The sequence below is a fragment of the Prosthecobacter debontii genome, from assembly GCF_900167535.1.
Taxonomy (GTDB): domain Bacteria; phylum Verrucomicrobiota; class Verrucomicrobiia; order Verrucomicrobiales; family Verrucomicrobiaceae; genus Prosthecobacter; species Prosthecobacter debontii.
Genome location: NZ_FUYE01000002.1, coordinates 141,387 through 163,629 on the forward strand (window position 1 = coordinate 141,387; position 22,243 = coordinate 163,629).

The window sequence follows — 22,243 nt, forward strand, 5'->3', positions numbered from 1 at the left end:
CAGCAGCGTAGGCATATCGTTTGGTTGCATGACGAAAGAAGGGCTTGGGGATTAAAGCTCCGTGGAAAATTCCGGAGAGGCCGTGAGGATCTGCAGCATCACTTTCACGCCTGTGGTGGCATTGCTAGGATACAGCGAATGGATATTGAGCAAGGAGGCACGCAACTCAGCCGACATTGAGCGACCTAACAAAAGAGTTTCAAATTTCGCCAAAACGGCCTGCGGGTCTGCCCACAGCGCATTGAGCGGTGTAAGGTCCAGACCTATGCGGGAACCCGTGTTGACGTAAAAACCGTTCGTCACGCCTTCAAAGAAGTAGTTCGCCGTATCGGTCACCGTGAGTTCCGTGGTGATCTCAAACTCAGGCGCACGGATACCCGCATCTAGAACAGCTCCAGGTGGAGCGTAATCCGGCAAGAAGAAGTTGAAGACTGTCGGAGCCTGAAGCGGCCATTGGCCCAGCTCATCCAAAGCATTCCACATGAAGTAACGGCCTAAAATCGGCGGATTGCTGCTCGGAGCCTTGGGGAAAGCTCGCATGAGACGTGTCAGCCGGACCATGGGTTCACTCAGCTTACCTGCTCCTGCTGTGGCACTCATCGTCCGCGCTTCGGAGTCGAGCAGGATGGCTTTGACCACCGCTCCTAGGTCTCCACGCACACCTTTGCCGTTGTTATCCCACACACGAGAGACTCGATAAATGTAGGCCGGGCTAGGATTACTGGTGGTCAACCGCTGAATCAACCGGCGCGCCATAAACGGCCCGACATTCGGATGCGCGGCTAGCACATCCAAACAACGCCGCACATCTTCCATCGCCGTTTGACCTGCCGGAACGGTAGCCCCACCCACAATCACCTTGAGTCCGCGATCATGATAATCTTCGAACGACATCATCGGGTTGATATCATCCGTCGTGTTACCAGCCCAGGTAAAGGTGCGGGAGTTATTGAACGTCCACCCAGTGAAGGCTCGGGAGAGTTCCAGAATGTCTTTCTGAGTGTAAGTCGGGATGGTATCACCGGAACCGTTGCGTTTGAAGGTGCCATCCTTATTGAGGTGATTCAATCCGATGCTGAAAAGCTGCATGATTTCACGCGGATAGTTTTCATCCGGCTGAGCTTTAGAACTCCGCGCCATCGTCAACCACATGCCCATGACTGGGTTCAGCGTGATGTCTTCCAGCAGCTTTCGGTAAGTGACTCCAGAGCCAACACTATGAACCAACAGGTCGTAGTAGTTCGTGCAACCGCGTGGGTAATTACGCAACCCGCCATTGCGATCTGAGATGACTAAAATCTCACTCAAGGCCAGGGCCACGCGCTGACGCAGCTGATCTGGAGTCGTCACAGCAAGCGTCCACCACGTGTAGAGTCGATCTTCCGTATCGAGCGGCGTGTTGGTCATCGGCATCACCGCGCCTGGCAGCCCGAGAGTGCCTGCGGCTTTCGATAGCTCCAGCAACTCCTCTTGAGCACCCTCAAAGAGGGCCATCCTATCCAGATGGGTGAGATGCGAGCTCGGGGGCAGGGCCAATTGTTCATCGATCCATTTCGAGAATCCCAATTGCTTCACCCGTGCGATGTCTGCTTCGGAAGGGCCAAAGGTGGCTTGTTTCAAGAAGCGAGCGGCTTCCACATCTGAAATGGACGCCGGAGTTGCCCAGGCGGTGGTGGAATGTGTGCCACTAGCGTCGGGGGGATACACAGGATCGCTCCCCTCAGCGACGGCCACCGTCACCTGCCGGGTCATCACGGCGGACTGATTTCCCGCTGAGTCCGTCACCACATAACGCAGCAGATAAGTCCCGGGCTTGCTCGTGTCCACGCTGCCTTCTACCGTCACTTTTCCATTCAGATTTCCATCTTCCAGATCACTGGCGAGGAAACCGGGGTCCACGAAACTGGACCCTACATTCACCGTCATGTTCGAACCGCCTGTCAGAGTGATGGTGGGCGCTTGCTTATCCCCTAACTGAAAGGGAGATAAAAAGGGTCCATCAATGATTTCGAAGGCATTCGTCCCAGGCCGCATCCAGGCCAGGGCCATGTGATCCCTCCAGCTCGACTCTTTGTAACGGATCTCGATGTAGTAGCTCGCACCTTTCTTCAAGGTGATCGGACGAGAGAGCTGATAATCAGGAAACTTCCGCCATTCATAGTAGTCCGTTCCCGCTGGCACAAAGCACACGAGTTCCTTTTTCTCAGGGGTGCGGTCCGTGCTGAGATAAACCTCACTCCAGTCATCGGAAGCAATGTTAAAGCGATACACACCCGCCACAGGTGGATGCAGGTAACCTCGCAACAGCATGCCGTAATTGTCCGCTGTATTCGTGACGATCTCCGCACTCTTCAACTGGAAGCGATTGTCGGGATTGTTCGGGAACTTGGGCGACTTTGTCAGGTCGGTGACCCAACTGCCCGTGATGTTGTTAAACACCTCCGCTAAAATCGATCCCGTGCCTGGAGCCACTTGAGGTGCGATGGTGATGGCAACCACTGCGGCTCGGGTATTCGTGCCATCGGTCGCGGTCAGTTGAATTTTATAAGCCCCTGCGGCAGACAGTTCCACATCCGTCGTTAGGCTGGTGGGCGCCGTAAACAGAGCCTTATCAGCCGCACCTTTAGGACCGCTGATCACCGTCCACCGGAACGCCAAAGCTTGCGGCCCCGGTTTATAATCCACGGCTGTCCCACGCAGGGTAAAGCGATTGCGCGGCCACCAAGCCGTCTGATCCTCACCTGCCTTCACCAAGATCTCGCTTTCATGAGCTTCTGCCTTCACCCCATCTGGCGGGCTCAGCAAAACAGAAGGGATAATTTGTGCCTCATCGTCCGTTTGTGAAGCGAGGCGATAAGCCACGGCGAAGTAGTCATCACTGCCTCCTTCTTTATGCAAGGCTTGAACATAATAGCGCTGGCCAGGAACCAGATGAATGGGCGCTGATTTCTGCGAGGCATACCTTGTCCAGTTGTAGCGACCTGTAGCCGAGGCCGTGGAGCAAATCTTTTGAGCACCAGCGGCAGCTTCCCCCGTGCTGTTCAACCAAAAGGCGCTTTCATCATCACTGGCCAAGAGGAATACATAGTCGCCTTCCATCGGCACCTGAAGGAATCCAGTCAAGCGCTGGCCATAGTTGTCCGCCCAATTGCTAGGCGTCTCTAGGTTTGGCAGGATATCCGTGATGTTCGGCGTCCCAGCATAGGCGCTCGAGTTGGTCAAATTCGCCAACTGATAACCAGACACAGCTGTCCAGACCTCGCGGAGCAGTCCGCCAGCTTTGGCGGTCAGCGGATTCTGAACGGTGATCAAGACGGTGTCGCTACCCGTATTAATTCCATCGGTCGCAGTCACGGTCACTTCATGAATGCCTGGAGCCCCAAACTTTAAAACAGCGACTGGACCTGTCGTGTTATCGAAGGTGAGTTTCTTCGACTTCGTTGTCCATTTATAGGTTAGGGGCTGCGGTCCTTGCTTGAGATCATAAACCAGCGCAGCGACGGCCAACTCATTTTGAGGCCAGAGAATGGTTCGATCAGCCCCAAGCACCACTGTGATTTCTGCATTGTGAGCCGGGGCCGCATGATCTGGCGCCAAGAAAGCTCGCGAAATGACCTCACGGCCATTGGTCGCTGGGCCATCCATGGCGATGGAAAGATGATCCGCCCCCGTGCGGTCTTTATGCAGTGCCTGAATCGGATAAGCCACGCCTGCCTGCAACGTGTAGGTGCTCGACTTCTGAAGAGGGTGCCCATCCCAATCCCTCACGGCATGTCCCTCATGATCCAGATAGGCGATCCGGGTCAGACCAGAACCATCCTTGAGATCAAGCTGCAGGTCTGCGGTATCTTCGCCTGTGATCCAAAACGTGTAAGCCCCGGTCACGGGCACTGTCAGGAAGCCCTTCAAACGCGTGCCGTAATAGTCGGCCCAATTCGTGGGAGGCTCGACACTCGGAAGCAGATCTTCCAAATGAGGATTGGAGAGTGTGGGATCGAAATTCAGCAGATCTTGCAAGGTGTTCCCCTCCACATCCAGCCAGACGGAGCGAGTCAGATGCCCAGTTCCGTTAACAAACGATTTGTTCACCTGAATCGTCACACTGTCGCGATGAGAGAAATCCCCCGCGGTCACGGTGAGTTCATACACATAGGTGCCAGCCGCTGAGAAGATCACATCTGAAGTCAGACTGCTAGGCTCAGTCAACGTGGACTTGGGCCCGGAGACTTGCTTCCACAAGGAGGTGGGCGTCAAACTCGAAGACAGCACCTTCACCACCGACCCAGCCAGCTTTGTCTGCTGATGCGGCCACCAGTAGATGCGGTCTGCACCTGCCTTGGCATAAAAGGCAAGGTTGGGATCGAAGGCCGGGGCATTGAGGGAAGGCTCCAGCAAAGTGCCTTCGATCAGCTTTGGGCGTCGGTCGCCTTCAAGTGCCCAAGCGACTGCGAAGTGATCACTGCTCCAGGTCTCTTTGTGCAAGACTTCCACAAAATATCGCCCGCCAGGTTTTAATGCGACCGGAGCCGAAGTTTGCGAGGCCTCAGTCGTCCAGACCTCCCGCCCCGTCGCTGTGGTGGTGTAACAAACGCGGCGCAGGTTCGCCTCCGTCGCATCGGTGCTGATGGAAAACTCTGCGACATCATCCCCCGAGACGTAGAAGACATAGTTCACGGGACTGCTGCCACCCGCAGGCACATTCAGAATGCCCGTCACCCGTGTGGCATATCGATCTGCCCAGCTATTGCTCTGCTTGAGATCAGGAATGGCATCCGTGATGTCGGGTTGATTCGGATAGGAGGGATCCGCCTTGAAGGCCTGAATAGTCGCAAAGTTCCGGTTCCACCAGACTTGACGTGTCAAACTCCCAACTTGCTTATTGATGGGTGCTTTCACCACGACCGTCAGCTCATCCGTGCTGGTGTTATTCAGTGTGGTCACACTGTAGCGCAGCACATAGGTTCCCGCTTTGGGAAAGGTGGCGAGCGTCTGCGTCGCATCTGGGGCCGAGAAGAGCACCCCGGAAGGACCGCTGACCTGAGACCAAGCACGCGTCGGCGTATCACTACCCCAAATCCGGCGCGATTCATAGGCACTCAGAGAAACCGAGTTCCGTGGCATATAGAGCACCACATCGCGTCCGGCATTGAGGATGTAATCATGCGTCAGATCGAATTCCTGCGTTCCAGTCACCACCGCACTCGCATCGATCGGAGGAGCCAGATACTCTCCGGTGATCTCACCGAGATAGTTTTGGCCGGGCTGCTGCCACATCAGGGAGCAGTGATCGGTGCCCCAGTCCTCTTTGTGGCGGATTTCAAAAGCATACTTCTGGCCGCCCACGAGTGACAATGTTTGCGACCCCTGAGAGGCATGATTGGAAAAATCCGCCACATTCACGGCGGTCGTCACCGAAGAACGCAGCTGAAGATTCTCCGGAGAATCGTTGGTGCTGAGATAAAACTCCGCCTTCTCATTGGCCGCCAGAAAAAAACGATAGCTGCCGGTCACTGGCACCAGGATGACACCGCGAATGCGCTGACCATACACCTCGCCGAGGTTCTGGGTTTGTGTCAGCGTTGTGATCAGACGATGCGCGTGTGGGTAATTCGGGTAATCCAAGCTATTGGACAGTGATGCGACCGTATTGCCGCTCACGTTGAACCAATATTCCGCTAAGGCCCGCCCCGCATCCGTGGCAAGAGCTGGCATGATAGTCACTGTCACATCATCCGTGGCCGAATTGGTCGAATGAGTGGCGGTAGCTCTAAACACATAGGTGCCCACCTGAGTGAAGGTCACTTGGGTAGCCGCCACGGCGGGGGTGACGATTGTGGCTGTTGTCGGCCCGCTGACCTGTGTCCATTCGATGGCAGGCGCAGTATTGGCATTGGCGATATTCAGAGCCTGCGCCACCAGATCGACTTTGTAGTTAGGCGCATATTGCTGAATAGGTTTCCCTGCTTCAACGATCAAACCGGTGGGAATCGAGGCAGGCAATTCGAAGGGGGTCAGATAGGCTCCCTGAATCACCTGCGGTGTGCCATCTGGTAAAGTGGCCCAACCGACCGCCAAGCTGTCGCCACCATAGCCCTCTTTCATCAACGCTTCGATGTAATAACGACGTCCGGCCTGAAGCGTGATCGGAGCGGATTTCTGCTCTGGAAACTTGTCCCAGCGTTGAGCCTCCGTCCATCCCGGCACCGTGGCGATCTGGACCTTGTTGGTCGCCTGATCGTCGCTGCTCAGCCACAGCTCGCAGTTATCATCCCCACTCACCCAAAATGTATAGCTGCCACCTGTGCTCGGTGTCAGGTAGGCACGCATGCGCACGCCATACCGCTCCGACCAATTCACGGGGCTGGCAAAATGAGCATCCACCGTCCGCAGGATCGGATGCGTGGGATAGTCGGGAGACAGTGTGAGGTCAGCGATTTCGCCGCCGTCGAGGTTGTTCCAGACTTCCCGCAACACGCCTGTTTGGGCTTGGCTGAAAGACGCCAGCACCGAGATAAGGCCAAAGATCAGAGCGGAAACTTTGTGCATTTGATGAAGTCACTATAATAGCTGAAAAGCCCCTTTGACGCAATGGTTGCAGTCCAACGATCACGCTCGACCCGTGCTTTTTGTGATTCCGGGGTATTTACCCTATCTCTGAGGTTAGACCCTTCTCCTAGACACGTTGCGAGTCGCCAAAAAGCCGCTGATAATTCGCGGCAATTTGCCCGATGAGTTCATCTACAGGCATCTCTTTGACTTTTGCTAACAATTCATAGCTCACCCTTAGATTGGCCGGGTGATTCAAGGGCTTAGCCGGACTTCCCAAGGGATGCGGGTTCAGTTCAGCAGGCGGCCACATATCTGGAGCATCCGTTTCGGCCAGCAGTCGCTCGAGAGGCACCGCTTTGAAAACCTCCAATTGAGCGGCTTTGCGTGGGTGGCCAAAATACGGTGAAAGCGAAAAATACGCGCCGCGTTTGGCAAAGCCTGGAATCATTTCCACCGGTCCCCCATAAGAATGGAGCAGGAACCCACGCTCTGGAATCTTGACGATGCGCAACTGCTCTTCCAGCAGTCCCCAGGCACGCAGGCAATGGACGGTGGCGGGGCGCTCAAGATCATGTGCCAAGTCCATCTGCCAGCGGAAGCACTCCACCTGGGCCTCGATATCGGGATTTTCGATCCAGCGGTCCAGCCCAATCTCCCCGACAGCCGCTCCTGAGCAACCGTGAAGCCATCCTAACAAATGATCTTTCCAATGAGATGTCCGTTCTTTGACATACCACGGATGGAGACCGTAGGAGGGACGCACCCAGGGGTAGTGACGAGCCAGTTCCGCGACCGCGCTCCAGTCCTCTTCACTGGAGCCGTTAACCACAGCCTCCCCCAAATCACAACGGCTGAGTTCTGCCATCACCGCGGGTCGCCAAGGGTCGAGCCGGTCATCTTGCAGGTGATTGTGAGCATCGTGAAGCATGAGTTAATGCAGTCTCCGGAATAAGTTGCGCGTATGTAGCGTTTTATGAAGCGTTTTCAGCCTAAGCGCTGACATCTTCCCCGCTCAACCCATGAAATATACTCTGACCATCCTCGCCCTCGCCGCCAGTCTATTCACCTCCGCCCAGGCGGGCCAAGGTGAAAAAGTGGACCTCCCTGCCCCCCAAGTTTCCGGCGTCAATCAAGACGGCACGACTGTGAATTTCGCCGACGTCTATGCCAAAGGCCCCACCGTAGTTTTCTTTTATCCCAAGGCCAACACCCCAGGTTGCACGAAGCAGGCCTGCTCTCTGCGCGACGCCTTCGGCGATCTGACCAAGGAAGGTGTCCAGGTGCTGGGCGTCTCTTTTGACGGCGTGGAAGCTCAGCTCAAGTTCAAAAATGACCATACCCTGCCCTACGATCTGATCGCCGATCCTGAGGGTAAAATCGTGGATGCCTTCAATGTGGACCGCATTGTCAAAGGCCCCATGACCTTGGCCAGCCGCCAGGCTTTCCTGATCAAGGGCGACAAGATCGTCTGGAAAGATTCAAAAGCTTCCACCGACCAACAAGCCGCTGACATCAAGCGCGTGTTGGCTGAGACGAAGTAATCAAGCTACCCACTTTTGTTCCTCTCTTCATTCAAGGAGAGAGGAATGACCCTTTGCATAAAAGGGCTCAGACTCTTCTCGTTTCACTTCCTGACTTCACGCTGGGCCAAGACAGCCTTCACAAGCCGCAGCATATCCGCAGGCTCATAAGGTTTGGGCAAGACGGCAGCAAAGCCATAAGCCGCAGGCTTGGCCATGACAGGATCATCGGAGTAGCCGCTGGACACGATTGCCAGCACTTCAGGATCCAGTTGGCGTAAACGCTCCATGGTCCTGACTCCGCCCATGCCATTTGGGATCGACAAATCGAGGATGACCAAGTCGAAAGGTTGCCCCTGCTGAAGGGCTTCTTGATAGAGCCTCACCGTCTCGGTGCCTTCGGCGCTTTCCGCGATTTCGTAATTCTGGCTGCTGAGATTACGTACGATGAGATTCCGCACCAGAGGATCATCCTCAAGCACGAGAATGCGCGGCACGGCAGATTGTGGTGGGCTATCGAAGGCGGTGCTTAACCCCATCGCCTCGACTTCATCGCCCTCGGCATCGACGGGGAGATAAAAGCGCACGGTGGTGCCTTTCCCGGGTTCACTTCGCACGGAGATGGAACCGCCGTGGGCTTTGGCAATGGATTCACAAACCGTCAGGCCTAAACCAGTGGCGTTCTCTGCCTTGCGAGTGCTGTAATAGGGCTCGAAAATGTGCGCGAGATTTTCTGGGGCAATGCCTTCACCCCGGTCATGGACTTCAATGACCACGCCCGTAGGCTGCATGGGATGATCCTGGAGCATTTCATGCGGGAACATCTCTCCCGGATCTGCGGGCACACAACGAACGGTGATCAATCCCCCTTCCGGCTGTGCTTGCTCCGCATTGCGGATGAGATTCCCTAACAAACGACGCAACTGCGCAGGATCAACAGCAAGATTCGGCAGGCGTGGAGCTAACTCCAATCGATACTCGATGCGAGTAGCCCGGCTATGATGCAGGAAAAACTGCTCCACAAGATCGCCGAGTTGCGTCGGCCGTTTGATTGGCGCTCCACCGCGAGCGAAGGTGAGCAACTGCTGCACGAGGCCCTGGGCCTGCAGCGTGGCTTGTTTGGCGGTGTGCAACTCAGGCAGTTGCACCGCGCTGCGCAGGCGCATTTCTGCAAGAGAGATATTCCCCAGCAGCACCGTCAGCAGATTGTTGAATTCATGAGCAAAGCCACGGGCCAGCAGCCCAAGAGATTCCAAGCGGTCCAGACGATTGCGACGATCTGCCTCTTCACGGCGGCTGGTGATGTCCTGCATCAGCACAAGCAGCCCTTCCGCAAAAGGATGACCTCTGATTTCTAACCACGTTTGCTTTTCTTCAAAGTAGAGTTCCCGTGTGACGGATTCGCGATGCAGCAGGGCATGAGCCAGAGCTTCGTAATGTGATTCGCGCGTCGCCGTGGGGAGCAGGTCCCAGAAGTTGGCCCCGAGCAGCTTCTCCGGTCCGCGCTCGAACAGTTTTTGCGCGCTCGCGTTGGCATAGATGAGCTGCCACTTGCCATCCAAGGCGACCAGAGGGTCGGAAATGCTTTCCACCACATCCACCAGAGGTGCTTGGGCGGCACGCTCAGCAGGAGAAACGGTGGTCGGTAAATTTTCAGATACCGGAACTGCCAAACCCCGGAAGAGAATGACGACACCTGTCAATTGACCCGATTGATCCTTCAGGGGCGTGGAGCGGTCCTGCACGGCCACGCGGGTGCCGTCTTGGGTGGTCAGCCAAACGGTGCGCTCACGAGCGGGTTGGGTAGCAGTGCTCAACTCCACCGCAGCAGGTTCACCACTCGGATGATAGATGCGGAAAACCTCGTGTAGGGAACGACCAACGCCCTGTTGCTCGGCCCAACCAGTGATGCGGGCCGCCGCAGGATTCATGAAGACAATGACGCCGGCTAAATCCGCAGCGATGACGCCATCGGTCAAACTTTGAAAGGCTTCAAAGTAGCTCTGCTCACGCTTCAAACGCTCTTTCTCAGCAAGGTGACGGCTGGCGGCGACCTCCACCGTCAGGCGCAACTCATCCTGATTGAAAGGCTTGAGGAGATATCCCTGCGGATTGGTGTCGCGTGCTCGATTGACGGTTTCGAGATCCGCACAAGCTGTGACATAGACGACGCCCACATGCCCCTTGCGCTGGAGTCGGCGCGTCGTTTCAATGCCATCCAATGTCCCGTCGAGATGGACATCCATGAGCACAAGATCTGGATGCACCTCGTCATAGAGACGCAGGGCATCTTCACCTGTCGCACAGTTGCCTACCACGCGGTAGCCCAGGCCACTCAGGCACGACGCCATGTCACATCCGACGAGACCTTCGTTCTCGACGATGAGGATGCGAATGCGTTCAGGACCATTCATGGGCGAATTAGCAATACCACGCTAATTCTAAATATCAGCATATGCTATAGGAAATCGCAATTGAATTTCTGTTCCACCGGAATTTGAGCTCCCGACACTGAACTGACCGCGCATTTGCTCGGCGAAAACAGCCAGGATTTTCAGCCCCAACCCAGCAGAGGCCCCAGCTTCGAAGCCGGCTGGTAAGCCGACGCCGTCGTCTTCGACGATCAGTTGCCCGCCTTGAGAACCAAAACTCAGTCGTACCTGGATATGACCTGGCCGTCCTCCGGGGAACGCGTGTTCAAAGCTATTGGACAGCGTTTCATTCAATGTCAGAGCCAGCGGCATGAGCCATTCCTGCTGGATTTCGCCCTCTTCCAAGAAAAGTTGCACTGCCACCTGGTCGGTGGAGACTTGATAGCAGTCCCGCAGACGTCTGACGAGCCCTTCCGCGAAGGCCTTGAAACTTTCCGCCGCCCCTAGGGCGATTTGATAAAGATGCTGGTGCAGCTCCGCAATCGCTCGGACTCGGTTCTGGCTGGAGCGCAGCGCAGAAAGCGCATCGGGATTCGCCACCGTGTTCGACTCCAAGTTCAGGAGGCTCGAAATGATCTGCAGGTGATTTTTGATCCGGTGATGAGTTTCGCTCAAGAGTAACTTTTCCCGGGAGAGATCTGCGACTGGCCAACTGACTGTGGGCTGAATTTGCACTACGGTTTGCGGCACTTGGGGAGTGGCGGCCGCCTGTACGTTTGGCAGCCCCACCATCGCCACCTCCTGCACGTGGAAATCAAAGCCACCGCCATCGAGAGGCGTCACCTTGAGCCGAACGGCCTGCCTCTGACCATCGCGATTGAAGCAAGCCAAATCGGCCTCGCCCTCCACACTTTCCGCCAACCGTTTCAATTGAGCATAGAATCCGGAAGGATCTGACGGACTAAAATGCAGGTGCAGCGCGCGGCCACGGGCTTCGATCTCAGTCAATCCGAGAAGCTCCAATCCCCGAGGTGTGATCTCACGGATGCGTCCATTCACATTCGTTTTCAGCAGAGACCGTCTCACACTGCCTCCAGCCGCCCCACCGTAAGCAGCGGCATCCATCGGTGGCGCAAAAAACGCTGCTGAGGTGGGTATTGCCATCTGAGGAGCCATCTCCCGAGGCGCAAATGCCATTGAACCAGACACCGCAGCTGGAGTTTTCTTCTGGAAGAGGAAGATGGTGCAGTGCGGCTGCCCCTGAGCATCCATGACCGGAGCCATGATCAGGCTCACAGGAACCGAGCTTTGACTCGCCTGCCGCACCCGGACTTCCACCACAGCGCTGCGTCCTCCCGTTTCCAGCAATTGCCGCAAGGCCGCACGACGGGCGGAGGCATCTTCAGGCTCCAGCCAAGCATCCAACGGATAGCGGCGCAATTCCGTCTTCGGATGACCCAGTAGAGTCTCCGCCAGATGATTCACTTCAAACACTGCCCCGGCTTTATCCATCAGCACCACAGGCAGAGGCACCTCATGCAACAACGTGCGGAACTTGGCCTCCGTGGAGCGCAATTGCTCCTCCTGGCGGCAAGGTTCGGTCACATCCTGGATGCAGACGAGCAGTCCCCCTCCCGGTAGGCTGGCAGGTTGGAATTCCAGTTCTTTGAGCAAGCCGTCTGCGGTCGCCAGGGAAAAAGTGCGGGTCAGTTGACGGCGCCACACATCCTCCCGCCACATCGTCATCACCTCTTCACGATGATCGCCGTTCGGGCACGCAGCGGCTAACCAAGTCTCGACCGTCTCATCTTTTTGCAAGCCCCGCCCCAGCAATCGGGTCAGTGGCTCGTTTTGCCCCATGGGCATGCCATGCTCATCCAGCACCAGCACCCCGCAGGGTAAGGCATCCAGATATTGGCGCACGCGCGCTTCCTTTTGGGTAAAAACACGTTCCGCTTCATGCAATGTACGCAATTCCTGGCGAGCACGGGCCAGTTCATCTTGCAGCCGACGCATCTCCAGCATCCGAGTGGCAGTCTCAGAGACCCCTGGAGTGGCTTGAGAAATCGAAGCCACCGCAGTGGCAAGGCTCGCGAGATCAGGCGCTCCACCTCCGCTAGCACCACCCCGCTCCGCTGCCGAGAAAGGCGATGGAGCCGCTGCTGACGCTGGCAGCCGCATGGCGAGGTAACGTTTTTCCCCCTCCTGAGTTGACACCGTATGGGTCACTAGCCAGCGCTGAGATGGTAGGCGGCTGGCATCGGAGAAGGACTGCGCCTGGAGCGCAGGCACATCCAGTATCCAGCCTTCATGTTTGTGGTCTCCGGCCAGCTTCTCCAGAGTCAAACCCCACTGCAGTTGCACACGGCCCGACTCCCGAGATTCGGCAAAGACATCCCAGAAAGCCGAAAACCCTTCCTGAATCCCACGGGCCAATCCCAACTCCACCGCCGCTGGATTGGCCTGATGGATCACCGCCCGCTCATCCAACAGAACCATCGGCAGCGGACTGAGGTTCAACTCACTGGCCAGATTCGACGCGGCGGTCGCAGCTGCCGGCGCTTCCGAAACAGTTCCTTCTTCGGCAGGGAGGGATTGGAGCGCAGCGGCATTGCCAAATTTCTCGCAAGTCACCATCAAGCCCCCGACGCTGGCATCCTGCTTACGACGCCATGGCCTCACCTCCCAGCGATAAATGACCCTGCGACCGTCAGGACCTGAAAGAGCATCGTGCTCACTGCGCACCACATGCCCCTGCAGGGCGCGGTCATAGACCTGCTTCCAGCCTGGATGCATGCCTGGAAAAACCTCATACTGACTGCGGCCCATAAGCGGCTGCGCTGCCTGGAGTGAAAACTCTTCCACCCACGCCCGGTTGGCCAGCATGTAGCGCATCTGGTCATCGAACATGGCCATCGCCACAGGCGCGTTTTCAATCAGTACCCCTAGGACTGCCTCCATCTCCTCAGGGACCTTGCAGGGATCAGCAAGCCCTTGATCCCCACCCTCCATCTTCGCTGCCGAAGAAGGAAATTGGCGGGGCTGAATCACGTTTCGAAGGACGGAGGAAGACATTGAATGCCGAGGGTGACTGAAAGTCGAAATTTTTTAAATATAAAGGAACCTCAAGTTCCCAACAACAAAGAAATCATCAGTCTTGCGTCGCAATTTAGAGAAAATTGAGCTCCTCATTTTACTCGCGATGATACGGTTCATTTCGAAGAATACTATAAGCACGATAGAGCTGTTCGGCCAGCACAACGAGCGCAATCTCGTGCTGTAGGGTAAACGAAGACAGCGTCCAACACTCATCAGCCTGCGCGCGAAAGGCGGCGCTGTGACCGTCCGCCCCTCCGATAATCAAGCTCGCTCGCTTGGTCCCGTGAAGGTCTTTTTGCTCGATCCATCGCGCTAGATCCAAGCTGCGATAAGCCTTGCCGCGTTCATCCAACACAATTCGAAAGCTATCCGCACTGGCCTGAAGAAGCTGCGTCTCCACATGATCGCGGGGTCCTTCTTTAATCACCACATGCTCCACCTTTGCCACACGGCGGAGCCGATGGAGGTAATCATCCAGGCCTTGACGGGCCCAAGACAACGCAGGTTTGCCAACAGTTACAATTCGCCAGTGCATATGAGAGATCGGGCAGAATACACATCGCCTCAGTTTATGAAAAATCTAAGAAAAATAGAATTTAAGTTCATTCTGATAGTCCTTCGCTACCATTGCTGTTGCATAATCTAAAAAAAACACTATAAATGCGAAAGCGGCTTCAAAAAATCGCACCTACGCCCATGCTTCACTCCCAGATGCTCCACCGGCTCCGTCTGCCTTTATTAGGCTGTTCTGTCATCTCCCTCGTTTCCTGTGAGATACCTCCGAGGGAAGCCTGGAGTCAGATTCAAAGCGAGGGATTGATCTCTTATTACATGGCCAAGCCTTCGGGAGCACCTCTGACTTCGACCTCCGCGAAGCCGATGGTGGCGCAGAACACCGCACCAGTGGCCGCTAAACGTGAAGTGGCTCCCGCACCCGTGGACAACAGCAATCTGCCTGTCGCCCGCGCTGTCAGCGATCTTCCAGGCTATGTTCGTTCTCCTTACACCAATCCAGGTCGCCTCGTGGATGTGCGTGGCATGAGCGCTGGATCTAAGGTTGTGTGCCCTTATACTCAGAAGCCTTTTGTGGTGCCAAACAATGTGGCGCGTGAATCCACAGCTCCACGAATCGCAGCTTCTCCAACGCCATCCTCTCCCGAAGTGAAGCCCAAGCCACGGTCCAGCGTGAGCGTGCCCGTGCCTTCTTCCACTCCGACGACACCCACCAATGTGGCTGCTATGACGGCTCCAGAGCCCAAGCTGGAAACACCGACGACTCCAGCCCCTGAGAATCCAACTCCCTCGGTCGCTACTACCCCTGCCCCCGCTTCAGACCTCCCTTACGGTTCCGCCATCCCCGGACGCCCTGGTTTTGTGAACAGCCCCTACGCCGCCAAGCATCAGCTCGTCGATGTGACAGGCCTGCCTGTGGGGATGGAAGTGAAGTGCCCCTACACGGGTAAACTCTTCCGGGTGCCGCCACAGTAAGCGCTGCCGCTTTCCCACTTTCTGTTCGTTGTGAACACCCCGCTTTGAGCAATCAAGCGGGGTTTTTCTTTTCACCTGGGAATAGCCAAAATAAAAGGCGAGGGATGAGCCCTCGCCTTTTGTGATTGATCACTGCCCATTCGTGAGATCACACCTTCGCCATGGCCTTCTCCACACCGGTAACAATCTCGCCGATGCGGAAGTTCAGGCCGTCGGTTTTGCATACGGACTGAATCTTGGGATCAGCAAGGCTGGCACGCAGCAACATCGCTAGCTGACCGTAACCATAGACCCCCACATCATTCATCTCGATGACGATGATGTGTTTGTATTTGGCAAAGAGGCTGTCCAGATTCGCTGGCATCGGGTGCAGATGACGCAGGTGGGCAGCACCGATCTTGTGTCCTTCAGCACGCAAGCGGTTCACACTCTCTTTGATCGGACCATAGCTGCTGCCCCAGCCGACAAGCAGAGCATCGCCTTCTTGATCGCCATACACCTCAGGCAGAGGCAGTTGTTTGGAGAGTTCCACCAGCTTATTGCGACGCTTATCCGTCATCTTCTGGTGCATCTTGGGGTTACCACTTGGATGGCCCCATTCGTCGTGTTCCAGACCGGTCACGTGAGGATAACGCCCGCCTTCCATCTTCGCCCCAGGAGGTGCGTGACGTGTGATCTGATCCAGCGGATACGGTTTGAAATCGGCGGGGCGATCCGAAAGATCAAGGGTCGGTTCGACCCAATGCTTATCGAGATCAGGCTCCGTGAAGGCTTCGATACGGCTGCTCAGAGCTTGGTCGCTGAGAATGATCACCGGGCAGGAGTATTCGCGCGCCAGCTTGCCTGCCTCGAGGGCAATGTAGAAACAATCCTCCACATCTTTGGGCGCCAACACAATGCGTGGGCTATCGCCATGGCTGCCATAGATGGCCTGCAGGAGATCACTCTGTTCCACACTTGTCGGTAGGCCGGTCGAAGGACCGCCGCGCTGGACGTTGATCACAATCAGCGGAATCTCCGCCATGCTGGCATAACTAAGCGCTTCCATCTTCAAGCTCAGGCCAGGCCCAGCACTGCCGGTCACGGCCAGATGCCCGGCGTAGGCAGCCCCGATGGTCATGGCCACCGCAGCCAGTTCATCTTCGGCCTGGACATAAATGCCACCATATTTGGGTAACTCTGTGCGAAGCGTCTCCATGATGCTGGACCACGGTGTGATGGGATAAGCCGCACCGTAACGCACGCCAGCAGCGATCAAGCCCATGGTCATGAGTGTGTTACCATCCGTGCTCAGACGATGCTCATCTTTGTGCTCCCCCTCTTCAAAATTAAAGGTACCAATGTCACCGATGGGATAGGCGTAACCCGCATCGAAAGCCAACATCGCATTGCGCAGCACACTTTCATCCTTCTTGCCAAACTGTCGGCTCACAATGCCCACCAGCTTGTCTTTATCGAGCTGATAAACGGCGCACAAAAGGCCTAACACAAACATGTTTTTACCTCGGTCACGAGCGCTCCCGCCGATGGCCTCCACCGTCGCGGCGGTGAATGGAATGCCGATGTGGTGAATGCCACGCTCCTGCTTCAGCTCAGTCACTTCTCCACTGTCGTAAAAGCAGATGCCGCCCTCACGCAGAGAATTGAAGTGCGCATCATAGCTATGCTGATAAAACGCCACGAGAACATCACTCTCATCACCTGGGTGCAACACCTCGCCTGAGCCCAGATGAAGTTGGAAGATCGAAGGCCCGCCCGAGATCGTGGACGGGATGGTCATATAGGTCATCACATCGTGCTGGGTCCTGCCGGCGAGGCGGGCGAGGAATCCCCCGATGGATTGGATCCCGTCCTGCGAGTTACCTGCAAGACGGATGACGGCATTGCGAAGGGTCGTGCTAACGGACGACGCCGGTGAAGCGGTGGCTGTGGACATGGCTGGTCGGAGATCAGATCAACGCGCTTGATTGGGGAAATTGATCTTAAATCTGATGCTGCGATGAACCCGCCCCTGGCGTCAAGCCAGCGTTTCGCTGCTTTCATTGCTTTTTTCGACCAACTTTCCGACGTCAAAAAGCAAAACAATCGCAGCCTGAGCCCCAGAGTTGGCTCAGAGGCACTGGCTCGGCCTGGACCCCGCTACGACGCATTACTTTCGGTGAGGCCCAAGGGGAGAAAGACACGGACCGTTCGCTGCGCAGAAAGTGCGGTGCTCCATAGCCCCCGAATTTTGCCACCGGTGACCAATCCGGCGTCACGGGCAATTCTGGCGGCGCGTGATCTTTGAATTCTGCTTCCGCCCAGACCGGTTTCCCGCCTAACAAAGTAAGCACACTGTGCAGGCTTTTGATTTTCTCCTCCGGCACACTGAAGTAATCGTCACTGAGCACGATGAGATCGGCGAGCTGCCCGGGCTTGATCACACCTTTGACTTCTTCATCCCTGCTGAACCAAGCACTGCCTTGAGTGTAGAGCCGCAAAGCTTCCTCACGGCTGAGGCAGTTCTTTTCAGGATACAAAGAGAGCCCCCCGACTGTCTTGCCAGCGACAAGCCAATAGAGAGAGTTCCAAGGATTGTAGTTCGCAACACGGGTCGCATCGGTGCCAGCTCCTACGGGCAATCCCATCTCCAGCATTCGCCGCACGGGTGGAGTTCGCGCGGCAGTCGCCGCTCCATAGCGGTTCACAAAATACTCCCCCTGGAAAGCCATCCGATGCTGGATGGCGATACCACCGCCCAGAGCCTTCACCCTTTCCAGGCTGCGATCACTGATCGTTTCGCAATGGTCGAAGAACCAGTGCAAACCTTGCAGGGGCACTTCTCGATTCACTTCTTCAAAGACATTGAGGAAGCGGTTAATGCTCTCTTCATAGGTGGCATGCAGCCGGAATGGCCAACGGTTCTGTGCCAGCAACGTCACCACCTCTTTCAGTTCTGGTTCAAGCGAGGTCGGCAGATCAGGGCGCGGTTCCAGGAAATCCTCAAAATCCGCCGCGCTGAAGACCAGCATCTCTCCGGCACCATTGACCTTGTAATAATCATCGCCACTGCCAGGCCGGGTCATGCCGATCCAACGCTGAAAGTCGGCTTTCTCGCCCCCTTTATTCTGCGTAAACAAATTATAGGCAATGCGCAGACTCAGCTCACCGCGCTGATGGAGCTCAGAGATAACTGCGTAATCATCGGGGTAATTTTGGAAGCCTCCTCCGGCATCACAAACACTGGTTAAACCCAGCCGATTGAGCTCGCGCATAAAATGCCGCGTCGAATTGTATTGATACTCCAAAGGCAGTTTCGGCCCTTTGGCCAAAGTTGCATAAAGGATCAAAGCGTTTGGTCGTGCGATGAGCAGGCCTGTAGGCTCGCCATTTTTGTCTCGCTGGATTTCACCCCCGGGGGGTGAGGCGTGTTCTTGTCATAACCCACCGCTTTTAAGGCGGCTCGATTCAACATGGCTTGGCAATAGAGATGTAGGATGAAAACGGGGGTATCGGGAGCCGCGGCATTGATCTCATCGAGAGTAGGAAGTCGCTTTTCTTTGAACTGAAATTCACTCCACCCACCGACCACCCGCACCCATTGCGGAGCCGGTGTGCGCTCAGCCTGGAGCTTGAGCATGGTCAAGGCGTCCGCCAGCGAGGTCACGCCATCCCAACGCAATTCCAGATTGTAGTTCAATCCCCCCCGAATGACATGCAGATGACTGTCATAGAGGCCAGGCACCACGCGCTTGCCTTTCAGGTCAATACGCACCGTCTGCGGCGTGGTGATGTCGGCATATTCCTCACCTTCATCCACACCGAGAATTTTGCCCCCTCCAATGGCCACGTTGCTGGCTTCGGGATAGGCCGGATCCAGAGTCGTAATGCGTCCATTGTAGAGAATGAGTTCGGCTTTGGTCGTGGTATCGAGGGACATGGCGGCAGCGGGGATCAGGTTAATCGTGGATTGGAGAAAGCGGCGACGAGTGGACATGAGAAAAGATATGCAGTCAGAATTCGAGACGGGCAGCGACTTGGAGATAATCCACGCTTTGCCCGCCCACAGCGGTGAGAGACGGACCCGCTTCATGATGCGTGAAACCGAAAGCGATATTGAAAGCCGGATGCGGGTCCCAGCTCAAAGCGAGGTTGTAGGCTGTGCCCAGATACTTTTCTCCATTCGGTGCCGGACCACCGAGTTCATTGAATGGCGGGCCATAAACGGCGTCATCCGCAGCGTAGCGCCAGAGGAAATTAACCCCGAGGGTGAGAGACACTGATCGATGCAATTGCAGGACCAGATACGGATTCACATTCCACAGGTTTGAGGGTGAGATAAAACCGCCTTCGTTGAAGTAATTGTTGGCCTGAAAGAGTGGATGAAAGGTGTGAGATTCACCTCCACTCTGGCCACCACTGATGAGATCTCCCTTAAACCCGAGCAAGGGGCTCAGAGGCACATGTTTGAACAGCCGCCCCAGACCAAGGCTGAGCGCACCTGCGAGAATGTCTTCCTCCCCGGTTTGGCCGGTCTGTAAAATCAATTCATGGTTATAGCGCCAACGTTCCGTCTGACCAAACCAGCGGGTGCCAAAGGTGTGGCGGATTTCATTCTGGCTTGGCCTCAGCGGAGACTCATCCACATGAAGGCCTAGATAATACAGATCCACACCGTGCCCGGCCCCGAACCAGGACGGCCCCGTGGCATAAAGCCCCCAAAGCTGAGTCTGGTAGAAACGGGATTCATTGTCAAAAGCACCTGATTGAACACGAACGGGCGATGCGCCAAGAACGTCAACCTGCCAACCTGCGTGACGCCAAGAAAGGCGCAAAGCATCGTGACTCAATCGCTGGTTAGCCCCTTCCCGGTGCGCAAGTAAACGGCCCGAGCCGTAATAAAGCATCTGTCGCCCCACCCTCAACACCAACTCTCCGACTGGCAGTTCCCACCGCGTTTGAATATAACCTTGGAGCAAATCCGGCTCGTCTTCATCCACGGGCGACAACTCGCCCCGTTTCCCTTGTATCTCCCCCCAGGTCAGCTCGGCTGCGAGCGTGAAATCTTGCTCATGATCCACGGCCAGAAAGGCCTGCACACGATGATGCACCCAGGCATCTTCACTCAGGCCCGTAAGGCCAAAATCGGGGTTCCGATACGCTTCAGCCATCGTGCGAGCATGCCCAGCCAACCGTGTCTGCCATCCTTGATCATTCGATAGCCTCCATGTGCTCACCATGAGAGAATCCGCCGGTGGAGGCACACGGTCCCAGGGCTCGAGGTGAGCGTCTGCAGCCAAAGCTACCGTCACAAGTCCCAACGAACACCCCAAAGGCCAGCCGATATTTCTCGGTAAGGGGCGTTTCATGGCTTTATTTTTGAGGGTGTAGCCAAGCGTGCAGCATTTTTGTCACGAAAGGCATGACCAGCCAAGTCAAGCAGATGACCATGCAGCCAGAAATGATCAGCGCAGAAATGGCACGCGGCAAAACATGCAGATGAGGTGCCAGAACCAAACCTAGAACGAGGCTCGTCGGATACACGCCTAACCACGTCGCCAGAGCCATTTTCCAGCGCGGTGGACGCGGAGCATCGGGTTGCCGAAACCAAGCTTCCAATCCATGCAGATCTCGAAATTCCGGAGCACCATCGGTGAGATGCGCGATCTCTTTTTCCCAGTTCAAATAATCTTCCGAGGCATAAAAAGCATCGCGATCCTCCGCATTAGCGAAGGTGCGCAGGATACCGTACTCCGGCGCGGTATCACCCGGCGTAGGATGCAGGAGTTGGACGCCGCGTGTGCCACGAACATCAAGAGACCGCTGAGCAAAGCGCCGCAGCCGTTCTTCGAACTCCGCTTCGCTACCAAGACGAACTCGACGGGTAATGGCCACATGAATGCTCATAGAAAATGATCGTGCGCGTGAAGCTAACTTAAGGCCAACTTCACGCGCAAAAAGAAACTCAGATCAGTGTTTAAGTCCACCGGTCACCACCTGAGGCACCTGAGCGGATTGCGGTGCTTTGTGCACCATGGTGTAAGCATACTCGACTCCTACGCCATACGCCCCGCCCTGCTCTTTGATGATGCTCATGAGGTTGTTGTAATGCTCACGGTTCTTCCAGTCCCGCTGCCATTCCAGCAGTGCCGGGATCGTGGTCACGCGAGTGGCACCGGCCTGCACCATGCGGCTTAGCGCTGCCTCATGCGCTGCCGGAGAGGTGGCACCACAGCAGTCCTCCACGACATAGATGTTATATCCGGCACCGATCATTTCGATGGTGGGCCAAGTCACACATACCTCGGTCCAGAGACCGGTCATCAGGATATTCTTTTTACCCGTCGCCTCGATCGCGGCTCGGAAACCGGCATCGTCCCAGGAATTCATCGACGTGCGTTCCACGATGGGCTGCCCAGGAAAAACATCCAGGAGTTGCGGCCAAATGTAGCCACTGAAAGACTCTGTCTCCACAGCGGTCAAGACTGTAGGCACATTGAACTCCTTGGCGGCTTTAGCTAACAGCACAACATTGTTGATCAAAGTCGCACGATCAATATTGGCAACCCCGAAGGTCATTTGGGGCTGATGGTCGATGAAGACCACGGCAGTGTCTTCTGCCGTGTAGAGTTGATGGTAGTGGCTCATAACGTCGTTTGATGGAGAAAAATCCCAGCAGTGTGCTGACTATGAGCCGAATCAATTTTCGCACAATAAGGCACAAAAAAGTGCCTGCTTGCTTTGCCCTCATGAATTGTGTTTTAGAAGCATCATGAAGGGACCCAAGATTTGTTGTCACGTGGAAGAACTGCTCCGGATGGTCGGCGGCCGCTGGAAAGTGGTTTTGATTCGTGAACTGGAATCAGGTCCACGTCGGCATGGTCAGCTCCGCCGTAGCCTCACGGGCATCACCCAGAAAATGCTGACCCAACGTCTGCGTGAACTGGAGCGAGATGGTGTCGTCACTCGCAAAGACGTCCTCGAAGGTAAAATCAAGACAGTGGAATATTCCCTGACGGATTGGGGTCGCAAGGTGATGGAGGTGATCATGCAGCTTCATGATTGGACCCTCCAGCATCAGGGCCATTTCCCCGCTCAACAGGCCCACGAAGTGGCTTAACTTCAGGCGGCAGAGGCAGCATCGAGGAGTCCCCTCCCCTTTTGTTCTTGAGCTTGCATCATCGGGTGGTTCTCCATCATCCTTTTTGACAAATCCCAGCGCCCGCTCTCGTTACC

Annotated in this window: 12 protein-coding genes and 1 pseudogene; 3 read left to right on the forward strand and 10 right to left on the reverse strand. The window is 55.9% G+C overall.

What is annotated here, in order from left to right; genetic code table 11:
* Positions 1 to 51: 51 nt before the first annotated feature.
* Positions 52 to 6,546, reverse strand: coding sequence for a DUF1800 family protein (locus B5D61_RS03030; protein WP_078811836.1), 6,495 nt, complete (start codon positions 6,544 to 6,546; stop codon positions 52 to 54).
* Positions 6,547 to 6,673: 127 nt separating this feature from the next.
* Complete coding sequence (locus tag B5D61_RS03035; protein ID WP_078811837.1) at positions 6,674 to 7,477, reverse strand: TatD family hydrolase; 804 nt, start codon at positions 7,475 to 7,477, stop codon at positions 6,674 to 6,676.
* A 91-nt stretch (positions 7,478 to 7,568) separates the two neighbouring features.
* Between B5D61_RS03035 and B5D61_RS03040 the strand changes: the two genes are divergently transcribed.
* A complete protein-coding gene (locus B5D61_RS03040) occupies positions 7,569 to 8,090 on the forward strand; it encodes a peroxiredoxin (RefSeq protein ID WP_078811838.1) in 522 nt (173 codons plus the stop codon).
* Between the two features lie 83 nt (positions 8,091 to 8,173).
* On the opposite strand, the gene B5D61_RS03045 is transcribed toward B5D61_RS03040, so the two are convergent.
* The 3 genes from B5D61_RS03045 to B5D61_RS03055 all read right to left on the reverse strand — a co-directional run bounded on the left by B5D61_RS03045 (position 8,174) and on the right by B5D61_RS03055 (position 14,075).
* The gene (locus tag B5D61_RS03045; RefSeq protein WP_078811839.1) at positions 8,174 to 10,483 is read right to left on the reverse strand and encodes a hybrid sensor histidine kinase/response regulator; all 2,310 of its coding nucleotides are present in this window, start codon (positions 10,481 to 10,483) and stop codon (positions 8,174 to 8,176) included.
* Between the two features lie 27 nt (positions 10,484 to 10,510).
* Positions 10,511 to 13,516: a PAS domain-containing protein gene (locus B5D61_RS03050; protein ID WP_078811840.1), complete on the reverse strand. Its 3,006-nt coding sequence runs from the start codon at positions 13,514 to 13,516 to the stop codon at positions 10,511 to 10,513.
* Between the two features lie 118 nt (positions 13,517 to 13,634).
* Positions 13,635 to 14,075 (reverse strand): 23S rRNA (pseudouridine(1915)-N(3))-methyltransferase RlmH, encoded by a 441-nt coding sequence (locus B5D61_RS03055; RefSeq protein ID WP_078811841.1) that lies wholly within the window; start codon positions 14,073 to 14,075, stop codon positions 13,635 to 13,637.
* Positions 14,076 to 14,236: 161 nt separating this feature from the next.
* Between B5D61_RS03055 and B5D61_RS03060 the strand changes: the two genes are divergently transcribed.
* Complete coding sequence (locus B5D61_RS03060; RefSeq protein WP_078811842.1) at positions 14,237 to 15,028, forward strand: hypothetical protein; 792 nt, start codon at positions 14,237 to 14,239, stop codon at positions 15,026 to 15,028.
* A 148-nt stretch (positions 15,029 to 15,176) separates the two neighbouring features.
* Here B5D61_RS03060 and B5D61_RS03065 read toward each other — a convergent pair whose 3' ends face one another.
* The 5 genes and pseudogenes from B5D61_RS03065 to B5D61_RS03085 all read right to left on the reverse strand — a co-directional run bounded on the left by B5D61_RS03065 (position 15,177) and on the right by B5D61_RS03085 (position 21,655).
* Positions 15,177 to 16,964 carry a 2-oxoacid:acceptor oxidoreductase subunit alpha gene (locus B5D61_RS03065; protein ID WP_078811843.1) on the reverse strand — a complete coding sequence of 596 codons (1,788 nt, stop codon included), beginning with the start codon at positions 16,962 to 16,964 and terminating at the stop codon, positions 15,177 to 15,179.
* Between the two features lie 133 nt (positions 16,965 to 17,097).
* Positions 17,098 to 19,100 (reverse strand): annotated as a pseudogene (locus B5D61_RS03070) (amidohydrolase).
* Positions 19,021 to 20,376: an alginate export family protein gene (locus tag B5D61_RS03075; RefSeq protein ID WP_078811844.1), complete on the reverse strand. Its 1,356-nt coding sequence runs from the start codon at positions 20,374 to 20,376 to the stop codon at positions 19,021 to 19,023. The pseudogene B5D61_RS03070 and the gene B5D61_RS03075 overlap by 80 nt, the downstream one beginning before the upstream one ends.
* A 4-nt stretch (positions 20,377 to 20,380) precedes the next feature.
* Positions 20,381 to 20,914, reverse strand: a complete 534-nt coding sequence (locus B5D61_RS03080; protein WP_078811845.1) for an antibiotic biosynthesis monooxygenase — start codon at positions 20,912 to 20,914, stop codon at positions 20,381 to 20,383.
* A 63-nt stretch (positions 20,915 to 20,977) separates the two neighbouring features.
* Positions 20,978 to 21,655 (reverse strand): hydrolase, encoded by a 678-nt coding sequence (locus tag B5D61_RS03085; RefSeq protein WP_078811846.1) that lies wholly within the window; start codon positions 21,653 to 21,655, stop codon positions 20,978 to 20,980.
* A gap of 151 nt (positions 21,656 to 21,806) precedes the next feature.
* Here B5D61_RS03085 and B5D61_RS03090 point away from each other — a divergent pair, with 151 nt between their 5' ends.
* Entirely contained in the window at positions 21,807 to 22,127 is a 321-nt protein-coding gene (locus tag B5D61_RS03090) for a winged helix-turn-helix transcriptional regulator (RefSeq protein ID WP_217698900.1), read from the forward strand.
* The last annotated feature ends 116 nt before the right edge of the window (positions 22,128 to 22,243 follow it).

Excerpts from the sequence above, each read along its gene's own strand:
- B5D61_RS03030 (WP_078811836.1), bottom strand. The coding sequence starts at position 6,546 with ATGCACAAAGTTTCCGCTCTGATCTTTGGCCTTATCTCGGTGCTGGCG.
- B5D61_RS03035 (WP_078811837.1), bottom strand. The coding sequence starts at position 7,477 with ATGCTTCACGATGCTCACAATCACCTGCAAGATGACCGGCTCGACCCT.
- B5D61_RS03080 (WP_078811845.1), bottom strand. The coding sequence starts at position 20,914 with ATGAGCATTCATGTGGCCATTACCCGTCGAGTTCGTCTTGGTAGCGAA.
- B5D61_RS03060 (WP_078811842.1), top strand. The coding sequence starts at position 14,237 with ATGCTTCACTCCCAGATGCTCCACCGGCTCCGTCTGCCTTTATTAGGC.
- B5D61_RS03065 (WP_078811843.1), bottom strand. The coding sequence starts at position 16,964 with ATGTCCACAGCCACCGCTTCACCGGCGTCGTCCGTTAGCACGACCCTT.
- B5D61_RS03040 (WP_078811838.1), top strand. The coding sequence starts at position 7,569 with ATGAAATATACTCTGACCATCCTCGCCCTCGCCGCCAGTCTATTCACC.
- B5D61_RS03075 (WP_078811844.1), bottom strand. The coding sequence starts at position 20,376 with ATGAAACGCCCCTTACCGAGAAATATCGGCTGGCCTTTGGGGTGTTCG.
- B5D61_RS03045 (WP_078811839.1), bottom strand. The coding sequence starts at position 10,483 with ATGAATGGTCCTGAACGCATTCGCATCCTCATCGTCGAGAACGAAGGT.
- B5D61_RS03055 (WP_078811841.1), bottom strand. The coding sequence starts at position 14,075 with ATGCACTGGCGAATTGTAACTGTTGGCAAACCTGCGTTGTCTTGGGCC.
- B5D61_RS03085 (WP_078811846.1), bottom strand. The coding sequence starts at position 21,655 with ATGAGCCACTACCATCAACTCTACACGGCAGAAGACACTGCCGTGGTC.
- B5D61_RS03050 (WP_078811840.1), bottom strand. The coding sequence starts at position 13,516 with ATGTCTTCCTCCGTCCTTCGAAACGTGATTCAGCCCCGCCAATTTCCT.